General features: G+C 73.7%; 10 protein-coding genes. 5 read left to right on the top strand and 5 right to left on the bottom strand.

Going from position 1 to position 13,614, the window contains the following annotated elements; all coding sequences use genetic code 11:
- Nucleotides 1-136: 136 nt before the first annotated feature.
- Entirely contained in the window at nt 137-1,270 is a 1,134-nt protein-coding gene (locus tag ACWGSR_RS05910) for an SWIM zinc finger family protein (RefSeq protein ID WP_453563805.1), read from the top strand.
- Nucleotides 1,271-1,446: 176 nt separating this feature from the next.
- Entirely contained in the window at nt 1,447-3,156 is a 1,710-nt protein-coding gene (locus tag ACWGSR_RS05905; RefSeq protein WP_453563803.1) for a DUF5691 domain-containing protein, read from the top strand.
- 204 nt (nt 3,157-3,360) lie between these two features.
- Here the strand turns inward: ACWGSR_RS05905 and ACWGSR_RS05900 are convergent, their stop codons facing one another.
- Nucleotides 3,361-3,768 (bottom strand): cobalamin B12-binding domain-containing protein, encoded by a 408-nt coding sequence (locus ACWGSR_RS05900; RefSeq protein ID WP_056552186.1) that lies wholly within the window; start codon nt 3,766-3,768, stop codon nt 3,361-3,363.
- Between the two features lie 301 nt (nt 3,769-4,069).
- On the opposite strand from ACWGSR_RS05900, the gene ACWGSR_RS05895 reads away from it, so the two are divergent.
- Complete coding sequence (locus tag ACWGSR_RS05895; RefSeq protein WP_376232314.1) at nt 4,070-4,870, top strand: esterase/lipase family protein; 801 nt, start codon at nt 4,070-4,072, stop codon at nt 4,868-4,870.
- A 375-nt stretch (nt 4,871-5,245) separates the two neighbouring features.
- Entirely contained in the window at nt 5,246-6,898 is a 1,653-nt protein-coding gene (locus ACWGSR_RS05890; RefSeq protein WP_453563800.1) for a M23 family metallopeptidase, read from the top strand.
- Between the two features lie 69 nt (nt 6,899-6,967).
- On the opposite strand, the gene pcrA is transcribed toward ACWGSR_RS05890, so the two are convergent.
- The gene (gene pcrA, locus ACWGSR_RS05885) at nt 6,968-9,415 is read right to left on the bottom strand and encodes a DNA helicase PcrA (protein ID WP_453563798.1); all 2,448 of its coding nucleotides are present in this window, start codon (nt 9,413-9,415) and stop codon (nt 6,968-6,970) included.
- A 135-nt stretch (nt 9,416-9,550) separates the two neighbouring features.
- Nucleotides 9,551-9,904, bottom strand: a complete 354-nt coding sequence (locus ACWGSR_RS05880; protein ID WP_376232319.1) for a hypothetical protein — start codon at nt 9,902-9,904, stop codon at nt 9,551-9,553.
- Between the two features lie 449 nt (nt 9,905-10,353).
- Between ACWGSR_RS05880 and ACWGSR_RS05875 the strand changes: the two genes are divergently transcribed.
- Complete coding sequence (locus tag ACWGSR_RS05875; RefSeq protein ID WP_453563796.1) at nt 10,354-11,460, top strand: NlpC/P60 family protein; 1,107 nt, start codon at nt 10,354-10,356, stop codon at nt 11,458-11,460.
- A gap of 153 nt (nt 11,461-11,613) precedes the next feature.
- On the opposite strand, the gene ACWGSR_RS05870 is transcribed toward ACWGSR_RS05875, so the two are convergent.
- Nucleotides 11,614-12,339, bottom strand: a complete 726-nt coding sequence (locus tag ACWGSR_RS05870) for a response regulator transcription factor (RefSeq protein WP_366371120.1) — start codon at nt 12,337-12,339, stop codon at nt 11,614-11,616.
- Complete coding sequence (locus ACWGSR_RS05865; RefSeq protein WP_376232323.1) at nt 12,336-13,598, bottom strand: PspC domain-containing protein; 1,263 nt, start codon at nt 13,596-13,598, stop codon at nt 12,336-12,338. Before ACWGSR_RS05865 ends, ACWGSR_RS05870 begins: the two co-directional genes overlap by 4 nt.
- Nucleotides 13,599-13,614: the final 16 nt, after the last annotated feature.

Genomic DNA, 13,614 nt, shown 5'->3' with positions numbered 1-13,614 from the left:
CAAATCCTCCGGGTTCACCCCGTCACTCCTGGACCGACACACCCCGGCCTCCTCCTGACCTTCCCTCAACTCCCCTGCTGCACAACGAATTCGCAGGTCAAGGGCATTGTCAGTGGCGCCCTCTACCGTCGTGGACATGAAAGGCATGGGGGTGCGTTCGACGATCGAGCCGGTGCCGGCACCGGCTCCTGACGGGTTTTCGCGCAGCACGGGGGACGGGGGCGGGAGCAGAAGCGAGCACGGCGACGCGGTCGGGGGCGGGGCCGATTCCGGGGCGGTCGGGGAGGTGGCCGGTCCCGGGGCGGTCGGGGAGGTGGCCGATCCCGAGGCGGCCCGTCGCAGGGCCGAGCGGCGGGCGGCACGGATCACCTCGGGCGCGCGGGAGTTGGAGCAGCGGCTCACCGACCTGCTGCGCGGCGGCCTGGCGGCGGCCGGGCAGTCCGGATACGGCCTGTGGGAGGAGACGGCGGCCCGCATGGTCGACGCCCAGGCGCCCGGTCTCGCGGGCCGGGTGCGGGAGCTGGGGGCGATACCGGGGTCGGGGCCCGGCTGGCCCGTGCGGCTCCTGGAGGAGTGCGCGCTGACCCACCTCCTCGACCGGGCCTGGCTGACCGCCGACCGGCTGCCCGCGCCCTTCGCGACGACCGTACGGACCCGGGTCGGCCTCCCGTCCCCGGTCGCCGGGGCCCCGGTCCGCGACCACTGGCTCGTCCTCGCGCAGTACGACACGGGCGACGCGCGGCTGACCACCCGGCGCGTCTGGCTGTACGGGACGGCCTGCGGGCGCACGGCGCTCGTGCTCTCGTACGGGGCGGCGGGCCGGGCGCCCCGGCTGTCCCTTCCCGTGGGCGCGGTGCTCGACGGCGAGCTGACCCCGCACACCGGTTCCGGGCAGCTGCGGGCGGAGCCGGGCGAGCGCTTCACCCCGGTCGCCGGTCCCGCGGCCCCGCCGCCGGGCGGCCCGGTCGGCGCGGCCCTCGACGCGTACGGGAGCGCGCTGCGCGAGGACCCGTGGCTGGACGCGTGGCCGGTGACGCTGCGCGGGGTCGTACCGGCGCGGGCGGAGTACGGCTGGCAGCTCGCCGACGCGGACGGCCGCGAGGCGCTGCCCCTGACGCCCGACGCCCAGTCCCGCCCGGGGCTGTGGCGGCTCGTCGCCCTGTCCGGCGGGGCTCCGGTGACCGTCTTCGGGGAGTGCGGGCACCGGGGGTTCACCCCGCTCGCCGCCTGGTCGCCGGAGGCCCCGGCCGAGACGGTCCCGCTCGTATGACCCCGTGACCCTGTGACCCCGTGACTTCGTGACTTCGTACGCGCCCGCCCCGCCGCCGTCGGCACCGCCGACCACCAGTCACCGAAACACCGCCCGCCGACCGACGCCCGACGCCCGATGACCACCGATCGCCGATCGCCGACCACCGACCATCGACCACCGACCGGAGGAGCCCGATGGACACCACCACGACCACGCCCGCTCCGGATCCCGCCTCCGACCGTCTCTGGGAGGAGCTCGTCACCTCGGCGCTGCTCGGGACGGACCGACGGAAACCCGCCCGGCTCGCGCGCACGGCGCACGGCGACGTGATGGATGGCGAGGTGACGGATGGTGACGTGCTGGGCGGTGACGTGCTGGGCGGTGACATGAGGGGTGGTGACGCGGCGGGCGCGCTGCTCGACGCCGCCGCGCTGCACACCGTACGGCGCAGGGCCGGGCTGCGACCCGGGCCCGCCGCGCCCCCGCCGGAGCCCGCCCCCGAGGACCCGCGCGCGCCGCTGCCCGAGGCGGCCCGGCGGCGCCTCGACCAACTGCTCGCCGGCCGGACCGCGCCCGCGCCCGCCGGGCGGCGCGGAACCGCGCCCGACCTCGCCGAGTTGCTCCCCCAGTGGCTGGCCCTCGCCGAGGAACACGGGTACAAGGCGCCGTCCGCCGCCCTGCCCGCACTCCTCGACGCGGCCCGGGCCCGCACCGATCTGCGCCCTCCGGCCCTCCGGTTCGCGGGACCGCGCGGGCTGTGGCTGGCCCGGCTCAACCCCGAGTGGCGGTTCGCCCTCCGCGGCACGGGGGCGGCCGGCTCCCTCCCGTCCCTCCGGGACGCGGAGGGGGTGCGGGCCCTGTGGGACGAGGGCCTGTTCGCCGAGCGGGTCGCCCTGCTCACCGCCGTACGGAACGACGATCCGGCCGCCGGTCTCGCCCTCCTCGCCTCCACCTGGGCCACCGAGCGGGCCGAGGACCGGCTGATGTTCCTCGACTCGCTGCGGGCCGAACTCTCCGACGCGGACGAGGAGTTCCTGGAGGCGGCCCTCGGCGACCGCGGCCGGAACGTCCGCGCGACCGCCGCCGAACTCCTCTCCGCCCTGCCGTCCTCCGCCCTCGCGGGCCGGATGGCGGCCCGGGCCCTGACCTGCGTCGGCCTCGACCGGACGGCCGACGTGCCGACGATCGGCGTCGAGGCGCCGCACGAGTGCGACGCGGCGATGCAGCGGGACGGCGTCGTGGCGGTCCCTCCGGCGGGCCGGGGCGAGCGCTCCTGGTGGCTGGCCCGGATCGTGGAGTCCGCGCCGCTCTCCTGCTGGCCGGCCAGGTTCGGCGGGCGCGGCCCGGAGGAGATCGTGGCCCTGCCGGTCGCAGACGAGTGGCGGGACGAGCTGCACGCCGCCTGGTGCCGGGCGGCCGTGCGGCAGCGGGACGCGGCCTGGTCGCGGGCGCTGCTCGGTTCGCCCGCGGTCCCGCCCGCGACGGGGCCCGGCACCTCGTCGCTCGCCGAGCGGGCCCGGCTCCTGTCGATGCTGTCCCCGGAGGAACGGGCGCTCTGGGTCGCCCGGTTCGTCGCGGCCCACGGCCTGTCGGAGGCGTTCCAGCTCCTCGGGGTCTGCGCCGTGCCGTGGGCGGAGCCGCTCGGCGAAGCGGTGATCGACGCGCTGGACATCGCGCGGGAGGCGGGGGGCTACCCGTGGAGCTTCAGCGGGGTGATGGGCCTCGCGGAGCGCTGCCTCGCCCCGGAGGCGGCCCGGCGCCTCGAACCCCTGGCGGCCCGTCCGGACGAGGCGGAGGACGTCGTCCCCGGCGCCGGCGGCTACTGGTCGGAGGCCTTCCAGCGCCTGGTCTCCACGCTCCGCCTGCGCGCGTCGATCCGCGCCGAGCTCGTACCGCCCGCTTGAGGGCGCACGGACGGCGAAGGGCCCTCCCGAGGGAGGGCCCTGGACGATGAGGGGCGGAACGCTTCACGGCCCTTGTGCCATGCGGCCCGCGCGCTGCTCGGCCCGCACGCCATGCGGCCCGTGCGCTACGCAGCCCGCGTACTGTGTGGCCCGTGCGCCACGCGGCTCGCGCACCACGTGGCCGTACGCCACGCGGCCCGAGCGCTACGCGGCCACGCGGACGTTCGCGTTCACCCAGTCGACGATGGACGCCGTCGTCGCGCCCGGCGTGAAGATCTCCGCCACGCCCTTCTCCTTCAGCGGCGCGATGTCCGCCTCCGGGATGATGCCGCCGCCGAAGACCTTGATGTCCTCCGCGTCGCGGTCCTTGAGCAGCTCCAGGACCTTCGCGAAGAGCGTGTTGTGCGCGCCCGAGAGGATGGAGAGGCCGATCGCGTCGGCGTCCTCCTGGATCGCCGTGTCGACGATCTGCTCGGGCGTCTGGTGGAGTCCGGTGTAGATGACCTCCATACCGGCGTCCCGGAGCGCTCGCGCGATCACCTTGGCCCCGCGATCGTGGCCGTCGAGACCCGGCTTGGCGACCACCACGCGGATCGGACCGGTCACACCCATCACTGCCTCCACATGCGACCCCCGCGCTTCTTTGCCGGGGAGGTGAACGAACGTTATCCCCAGCATCCCGCAAGCGGCTGTTTCGCGGCAGCGAGCGAGGGGGAAATCACACGTGGGACATGTTCGCTCCGCGCCGTCCCCGCTTCAGGGCCCTCCTCCTGGGCCCGTCAGCCGCAGCGGGACCGGTCGCGAAGGGAGCCGCGACGAGGTCGCCGCGCCTCCGTGCCGCCGTCCGTGCGGCGCGGGGGCGCGGCGCACCGGCCACGCCGTCCGGCCCCGCATGCCGTTCGGGAGGCCGGCCATGGAGTTCGCCAAGGTCACCACCCTGATGAAGGCCACCGCGCTCGAGCTGGCGATCCTCACCGGCCATCTCGTCCTCTACCCGACCGGGATCGTGGCCGAGCGCCTCTCGCCCGCCCCGTCCGACGTGCCGCCCGAGGGGTCCGTCCGGGGCAGGCGCCCCGTCCTGCTCCTGCACGGCTTCGTGGACAACCGCTCCGTCTTCGTCCTGCTGCGCCGCTCCCTCGCCCGGCACGGCCGTGACGGGATCGAGTCGCTCAACTACTCACCGCTCACGTGCGACCTGCGGGCCGCCGCCGAGCTGCTCGGCCGCCGGGTGGACGAGATCCGCGCCCGTACGGGACACGCCGAGGTCGACATCGTCGGACACAGCCTCGGCGGGCTGATCGCCCGTTATTACGTGCAGTGCCTCGGGGGTGACGCACGGGTGCGGACCCTGGTCACGCTCGGCACCCCGCACGCGGGCACGACCGTGGCCCGGCTCGCCGCCGCCCATCCGCTGGTGCGGCAGATGCGGCCCGGTTCCGAGGTGCTGCGGGAGCTGGCCGGCCCCGCGCCCGGCTGCCGGACCAGGTTCGTGAGCTTCTGGAGCGACCTCGACCAGGTGATGGTGCCGGTGGAGACCGCCCGCCTCGACCACCCGGACCTGGTGGTGCACAACGTGCGGGTCAGCGGGGTCGGCCACCTCGCGCTGCCCGTGCACCCGACGGTGGCCACCGGGGTCCGCGAAGCGCTCGACGCCGACGGACCCGGGATCCAGGCCGGGCGGGGAGAGGAACCGGACGCGTCCTCCGTGGCATGACGGAGGTGTCCTCCGTGGCCGCCTGACGGACGTGTCCTCCATCGCCCGACGGACGCGCCCTCCGTCGCCCGACCGGAGGCCCGGCCGCTCCGTCGACGCCCCGCGATCGTCCGATCACACGACATCACCGTCGTCAACACGTGTGCCGTCCGACCACGCGACACCCCTGTTCGAACGTTTCTCGAACACAAGGCCAAAGGTGTCTCCACGAGCTGGTGAAACGCGACCGATTGCCCGTTTCCTACGGCTGCAAACCCCGCCGAAGATTGTCCGCCGCGCATACCGCCGGGTACAGTCGCGCCACTGCTTACCCCCGGGACACCCCTCGTCGGGCCGCCCCGGACTGGTCCTGCTGCCGAGGCGAGAGAGACGTTGGTGAACGACCAGCACCCCCACGCCGGGTACGTCGGAGACGACGCCCACACCACTGGCAGCTTCGCCGCAGACCCGCTGTTCGGCACGTACCCCGCCGGTCGGGCCGACCACAGCGGCCAGTGGGACCTCGGTCAGTACGGCACCACCGGAACCCTCGGCACCGCCGGGCAGTACGACACGACCGGCCAGTGGGACACCTCGGGGCAGTGGAACGTCGGAACCCCCGCCTACGGGACGCCCGTCCACGAGAACAGCGGTTCCTACGGGACCGGCGGTTCCTACGAGGCGACCGGCGCCTACCCGACGACCGACTCCTACGAGACCGGCGCGGCGCAGTACGACACGACCGGCCGGTACGACACGACGGGCCAGTACGGCACGGCCGGCCCGTACGGGGCGAGCGACCCGTACGACACGACCGGTCAGTGGGACGCCTCCGCCTGGACCGAGGCCCAGCACACCGGCCGGTACGAGACCGCCCACTCCGGCGCGTACGCCGCCCAGGGCACGTACGGCTACGAGGCCTACGACAGCAGCGGCCAGTGGGCCGCCCCCGCCTTCGCGACCGAGACCGGCGCCTACGACGCGACCGCGTGGAACCACGCCGCTCCGGAGCCCGAGCCGGTCGTCCCCCACCAGTACACCCCGCAGTCCGAGCAACTCCCCGAGCCCACCGCCGAGTTCTCCTTCGACTACGCGCCCGAGGCGGAGACCGGCGGCGCCGAGGACTCCGAGGACGCCGAACTCCTCGAAGACGCCGAGGCCGCCGAGACCTCGTACGAGGACACCTACGGGACCGACGAGGAACCCCACGACGAGCCCCGCGACGAGCCCGCCGTCGAGGTCCGCACCGACGCTCCCGCCGCCGGCCGCCCCGTACGCCGTTCCTCCGGCGGCGGTCGCGGCCGGCGTCGTACTCCCGCCAAGCGGTCCGCGCTGCTGACCGTCGCCGTCCCCTCCGCCTGCGTCATGGGGGTCGCCGGCATCGCCGCCGCGTCCGTCGGCGGGCTCCCGGGCACCGGCGCCGGGGGCGAGAAGAAGGACAACACGACCGCGCTCGCCGCCGCCCCGGACGCCGTGAAGCCGGTCGCAGCGAACAACGCCTTCAACACCCAGCTCGACGCCCTCGCCACCGACGCCCGCGACTTCGGCAGCCGCGCCAGCCGCGCCCAGGAGCGCATCGACCTCAAGGTCCGTCAGGAGGCCGAGAAGAAGAAGCGCGAGGAGGAGGCGATCCGCAAGGAGGCGATGCGCCCCAAGTTCGCGCTGCCGGTGAAGCTCCACCGGCTCAGCGCGCGCTTCGGCCAGTCGGGCGTCAACTGGATGTCCGTGCACACCGGCATCGACTTCCCCGTGTTCAACGGCACGCCCGTGATGGCCGCGACGGACGGCACCGTCCGCACCCAGCTGAACAGCGCGTACGGCAACATGGTGATCGTGACCGCCCCGGACGGCACCGAGACCTGGTACTGCCACCTCAGCAGCGCCAAGATCCGCTCCGGTTCCGTGAAGGCCGGCGAGGTCATCGCGTACTCGGGCGACTCCGGCAACTCCACCGGTCCGCACCTCCACTTCGAGGTCCGGCCGGGCGGCGGCTACGCGATCGACCCGCTGGCGTGGCTGCGCAGCCACGGCCTGGACCCGACGAGCTGATCGCTCCACCGGCACACGGAAGAGGGCCCCGACCGAAGTCGGGGCCCTCTTCCGTGTCCACGTACCCGCTTACAGCTTCTCGACCGGCGCGTACCGCAGCAGCAGCCTCTTCGGCTTGTCGTCACCGAAGTCGATCGTCGCCTGGGCGTCGGCGCCCGTGCCGGTCACCGCCGTGACCGTGCCGAGGCCGAACTGGTCGTGCGTGACCCGGTCGCCCACCTGGAGCGAGATCACCGGCTTCTCGCCGGCCCGCCGCGTGGCGAAGCCCGAGGGGCCGGAGCGCGCGCGGGAGGAGGAGAGCGAGGAGGTGATGCCCGAGGTCGGCCCGGCGGGCTTCGCCATCGGACCGGTCCGCTTCCACTCCAGGTGCGTGGGCGGGATCTCCTCCAGGAAGCGCGAGGCCGGGTTGTACGAGGGCTGGCCCCAGGCGCTGCGCATCGCCGAGCGGGTGAGGTAGAGCCGCTCACGCGCGCGCGTGATGCCCACGTACGCGAGGCGGCGCTCCTCCTCCAGCTCCTTCGTCTGGCCGAGGGCGCGCATGTGCGGGAAGACGCCGTCCTCCATGCCCGTCAGGAACACCACCGGGAATTCGAGGCCCTTGGCGGTGTGCAGCGTCATCAGGGTGATGACGCCCCGGCCCTCCTCGTCCTCGTCGGGGATCTGGTCGGAGTCGGCGACGAGCGCGACCTTCTCCAGGAACTCGGCGAGGGTCGCGGGCTCCTCGCCGCGCTCCTGCTCGAACTCCAGCGCCACGGCGGCGAGTTCCTGGAGGTTCTCGATCCGGGTCTCGTCCTGCGGGTCGGTCGAGGCCTGGAGCTCGGCCAGATAGCCGGTCCGCTCCAGGACGGCCTCCAGGACGACGGCGGGTCCGGCGCCGGACTCGACGACGGTGCGCAGCTCGTCCATGAGCGCGTTGAAGCGCTTGACGGCGTTCGCGGAGCGCGCGGCCATGCCGTACGCCTCGTCGACCCGCTTGAGGGCCTGCGGGAAGGTGATCTTCTCGCGGAGCGAGAGGGCGTCGATCATCGCCTCGGCGCGCTCGCCGATGCCCCGCTTGGGGACGTTGAGGATGCGGCGCAGCGGGACGTTGTCCTCGGGGTTGGCGAGGACGCGCAGGTACGCGAGGACGTCCCGGACCTCCTTGCGCTCGTAGAAGCGCACGCCGCCGACGACCTTGTAGGGCAGGCCGACGCGGATGAAGATCTCCTCGAAGACGCGGGACTGGGCGTTGGTCCGGTAGAAGACGGCGACGTCCCCGGCCTTGGCCTCGCCCGCGTCCGTGAGCCGGTCGATCTCGTCGGCGACGAACTGCGCCTCGTCGTGCTCGGTGTCCGCGACGTAGCCGGTGATCCGCGCGCCCTCGCCCGCGTTGGTCCACAGGTTCTTGGGGCGGCGGGACTCGTTGCGCTCGATGACGGCGTTGGCGGCCGAGAGGATCGTCTGCGTGGAGCGGTAGTTCTGCTCCAGGAGGATCGTGGTCGCGTCCGGGTAGTCCTCCTCGAACTGGAGGATGTTGCGGATGGTGGCGCCCCGGAAGGCGTAGATCGACTGGTCGGCGTCGCCCACTACGCACAGCTCGGCCGGGCCGAGGTCCTCGTAGCCGGTGCCGACCAGCTCGCGCACCAGGGTGTACTGGGCGTGGTTGGTGTCCTGGTACTCGTCGACGAGGACGTGGCGGAAGCGGCGGCGGTAGTGCTCGGCGACGTCGGGGAACGCCTGGAGCAGGTGGACCGTCGTCATGATGATGTCGTCGAAGTCCAGGGCGTTGGCCTCGCGCAGCCGCGCCTGGTACATCCGGTACGCCTCGGCGAGCGTCTTCTCGAAGCCGTCCTGCGCCTGGTCGGCGAAGGTCTCCTCGTCGATCAGCTCGTTCTTGAGGTTCGAGATCTTGGCGCTGAACGACTTCGGCGGGAACTTCTTCGGGTCGAGGTCCAGGTCGCGGCAGACCAGGGCCATCAGGCGCTTGGAGTCGGCGGCGTCGTAGATCGAGAAGGAGGAGGTGAAGCCGAGCCTCTTCGACTCGCGGCGCAGGATCCGGACGCAGGCGCTGTGGAAGGTCATGACCCACATGGCGTTGGCGCGCGGGCCGACGAGCTGCTCGACGCGCTCCTTCATCTCGCCGGCGGCCTTGTTGGTGAAGGTGATCGCCAGGATCTGGCCGGGGTGGACGTGCCGCGTGCCCAGGAGGTGGGCGATGCGGTGGGTGAGCACCCGGGTCTTGCCGGAGCCGGCGCCGGCGACGATGAGCAGCGGGGTGCCGGTGTGCACGACGGCGGCGCGCTGCTGCTCGTTCAGCCCTTCCAGGAGCGCGGCGGGGTCCACGACGGGGCGCGGGGCGCCGTCGCGGTAGTACGCGTCCCGGGGCGGGGGCGCGTCGAAGTGCTCCCCGAAGAGGTCGTGCGGGACCTCCTCCGGCGCCGGGGAGCCGTGCTCGTCGTCCTCGGGGCGGTGCGGGGGCTCCTCCGAGGAGTGGTTCTGGAGACCGGCCAGGAAGCTGTCGTCAAAGAGGCTGCTCATCGCCTCACGAGTCTAGGACGCCTCGCAGACATCCGGGCCCGTGTTTGGAGGCCGGTCCGTGCGGCCGGGGTGCGGAACGGGTCACATCCGGGGGCTGCGGACCTGGCCGGGGCGGCTCGGATCCGGAACCGGGACTCAGGTCCAGAGGGTCGCGATGAAGATGTTCGCCGTGGTCAGGCCGCCGACGGCGGCGAAGAGGCCCTTGTCGACCTTCTCGTCGTCCCGCTTGACGTAGACGAGGCCGAGGATCACGACGAGGATCGCCAGCTTGATGCCGATCTTGAGGTTGTTCACGGTCTGGTCGTCGGCCTGGTTCAGGCCGACGAGCGCGACGCCCGTGACCAGCATGGTCAGCGCGCCGTGCAGCATCGCGGGGCTGAAGCGGGCCGTACCGGCGCCCATCGCCTTCATCTGGGTGAGGAAGCCGCCGAGGAGGGAGGCGATACCGATGATGTGCAGGGCGACGAAGACATTGATGAGTACGTCCATGGGGCGGAGCCTAACCGGGCCTCCGCGACCCCCTTCCGGGCGGGTCCCGCCCGTCCCACCCCTTCGACCGCCCGCGCGTCCGTACGCCGATACACCCGTGCACCGATACGGAGACACGGCGATACGCCCGCACAGCCCGTACATCCGTACGTCGACACATCCGTACGTCGATACGTTCGTACGCCCGCCGGAAGGGCCGCACCCCGTCACCCGGCGAAAGAGTTCGGTCCCTCCCCCGTCAACTGGCGCCAATAGCGGTCATCCCGTCATCCGGGCGTGACCCCGGGCCTAGCGTCCTCCACCAGGTGACCGGCTCCCCACCACCGCCGGCAGGTCGGCGGTCGTCGGTCACCCCCGCCGAGAAAACCGGCGGCGGCCCGTCCCCCTGTGCGGACCGCCGCCGGCCCGGCGCACACCGTCCCCCAGGGAAGAGGATGTGAACCGCCCTCGTGGCAGCGCACCGAAAGTCCACCCAGTCCCTCCTCGGCGGTCAGGCGGTCCGCACCGCCGCCACCCTCGCCCTCGCCTCGGCGGCGACGGCGACGCTCTTCGAAGGGTCCGGACACGCGGACCCCCGGCCCACCACCGCCCAGGTCAGGGCGCAGGTCGACCGGCTCTACGAGGAGGCCGAGGTCGCGACCGAGCGGTACAACGGGGCGAAGGAGAAGGCGGACGCGGCGCGCGGCGCCTTCGACCGGCTGCGCGACGAGGCCGCCCGCAGGACCCAGCGCCTCAACGACGCGCGGGACGCCCTCGGGGCCGTGGCCGCCGCCCAGTACCGCTCCGGAGGGCTCGACCCGGCGCTGCGGCTCGCCCTCACCTCCGACCCGGACCAGTACCTGGCACGGGCCGCGTTCGCCGAGAAGGCCGGCGACCGGCAGGCCGCCGCGATCCGGACCGTACGGCGCGAACTCGGCGCGATCGGGCAGCTGCGCGGCGAGTCGGCGGACCGGCTGGCCGTCCTGCGCGGGCACGAGGCCGAACTGCGGCGGCAGAAGGCGACCGTCCTCGGCAGACTGGAGGCGGCCAGGACCCTGCTCGCCCGGCTGACCACCGAGGAACGGGCCCGGTACGAGGCCGCCACCGCCGCCCGGAACGCCCCCGGCCCCTCGGCGCGGGCGGCCGGAACGAACCCGGCCGACACCTCGGCCCCCGCGCGGGCCGACCGCTCCTCCGGCAGCGCGCGCGGACCGGTGGGCGCCCCGAACTCCCGGGCCGCCCAGGCCGTCTCCTTCGCCCGCGCCCAGCTCGGCAAGCCGTACGTGTGGGGGGCGACGGGCCCGTCCGGGTACGACTGCTCGGGCCTCACCCAGGCTGCCTGGCGCGCGGCCGGCGTCTCCCTGCCCCGCACGACGTACACCCAGATCAACGCCGGCAAGCGGGTCTCCCGCTCCCAGCTCACCCCCGGTGACCTGGTCTTCTTCTACTCCGGGATCAGCCACGTCGGGCTCTACATCGGCGGCGGCCAGATGATCCACGCCCCCCGCCCGGGCGCCCCGATCCGGGTCGCCCCGATCGACGAGATGCCCTTCGCCGGAGCCACCCGCGTGAGCTGACGGCCTGGGCCCGGCGCGGGAACCGGCCCCGGCCCTGTCTCCGGCCCCGGCGCGGGGGCCACGGGTCGTGGGCCAGGGATCGTGGACCGGGGACGAGGGACGGGGGACGGGAAACGGGGGGCATCGTCGTAGACCGCAGGCCGGGCCGGGGGCTCAGACCAAGCGGCGGGCGGTGGCCCAGCGGGTCAGCTCGTGGCGGTTGGAGAGCTGGAGCTTCCGCAGGACCGCCGAGACGTGCGACTCGACCGTCTTCACCGAGATGTAGAGCTGCTTGGCGATCTCCTTGTACGCGTAGCCGCGGGCGATCAGCCGCAGCACCTCCCGCTCCCGCTGGGTGAGCCGGTCCAGGTCCTCGTCCACCGGGGGCGCGTCCGTCGAGGCGAAGGCGTCCAGGACGAAGCCGGCGAGCCGGGGGGAGAAGACGGCGTCCCCCTCCTGGACCCGGAAGATCGAGTCGACCAGGTCGGTGCCGGTGATCGTCTTGGTGACGTAGCCGCGGGCCCCGCCCCGGATCACCCCGATCACGTCCTCGGCCGCGTCCGACACCGAAAGGGCCAGGAAGCGGACCGGGTCCTCGGGCGCGCCGAGCAGGCTCGCGCAGCGCCGCAGCACCTCGACCCCGCCGCCGCCCGGGAGGTGCACGTCGAGCAGGACGACCTCGGGACGGGTCGCGGTGATGACCGTGACCGCCTGGTCGACGTCGGCGGCCTCGCCGACCACCTCGACGCCGGTGACCTCGGTCCGGCCGATCTCGGCCTGCACCCCGGTGCGGAACATGCGGTGGTCGTCGACGAGCACCACCCGCACCCGGCGCCCGGCACCCGGCGCCGCCCCCGCGTCCGCCCCGCTCCCGGTCGCTGCCCCGGTCTCGTCGCTCATCCGTCCGCCCTCTCCATCTCGAGCTCCACTTCGGTGCCGCCGCCCTGCGGTGACCGCAGCCGGGCCGTACCGCCGTTGCGCTGCATCCGACCGATGATCGATTCTCGTACGCCCATCCGGTCCTCCGGCACGTCGTCCAGGTCGAAGCCCGGCCCCCGGTCCCGCACCGAGACGAAGACCGTGCGGCCGTCCACCTCCGCGAACACCTGCACCGCCCCTCCCTCGCCACCGTACTTGGCGGCGTTGACCATCGCCTCGCGCGCGGCCTGTATCTGCGCGACCAGTCCCTCGTCGAGGGGGCAGTCGCCGACGACGACCACCTCCAGCGGGACGCCGTGCTTGTCCTCGACCTCGGCCGCGGCTCTCTTCACCGCCTCCGCGAGGGTCTCGGGCTCCTCGTCCCTGCCGGTGCCCTCCGGCTTGTAGAGCCAGTTCCGCAACTCCCGCTCCTGGGCGCGGGCGAGCCGGCGCACCTCGCCCGGGTCGTCGGCGTTGCGCTGGATCAGGGTGAGGGTGTGCAGCACCGAGTCGTGGACGTGGGCCGCGACCTCGGCGCGCTCCTGGGCGCGGATGCGCATGGTCCGCTCCTCCGTGAGGTCCTGCGACATGCGGACCAGCCAGGGGCCGGCGAGCAGCACGATGCCGGTGAGGACGGCGACGGCGGCGGTGAGGGCCGTGCCGAGCTGGGCGACGGAGCCGCGGACCACCACGAAGACCGCGAGGCCCGTGCCGACCAGGGCGACGCCGACGAGGCCGCGGGCGAGCTGGAACGCGCGTCTGTGCCGGCCGGGGTCGGTCCAGCTCGCCCGGCGGGCGTTGTCCGCCTGGCGCCAGAAGACGGCGAGACCGATGCCGGTGAGGATGGCGGGCCAGACGTACCGTCCCGTCTCGGCGTCGAAGCTGGCGTTCCCGGCGACGACCGCGAGGCTCACGGCGAGCGCGGCCAGGGCGAAGACCTGGCCCCGGTCGGGCTTGCGCAGCCTGCGGCGCCCGTCCGGAGTGGTCTCGAAGACGGGGCGCGGGGCGGTCCGTCCGCCGACGCCGAGCGGGACGACGATCCAGAAGACCGCGTAGAGCACGGCGCCGAGGCCGTCCGCCATGGCAAGGACCGCGAACGCCGTGCGCACCCAGACGACCGGCAGTCCGAGGTGTCCCGCGAGACCGCGTGCGACACCGCCGAGCCACCGCCCGTCGGCGCTTCGATAGAGCCTGCGCAGGGGCGGTTCGTCGGTCTCGGTGACACGAGCGGATGCGGACATGCAGCGATCGTCACAC

Source organism: Streptomyces sp. NPDC055632 (assembly GCF_053618675.1).
The sequence above is the reverse complement of the archived record's forward strand: the minus strand, read 5'-3'. Positions and strand labels throughout refer to the sequence as shown.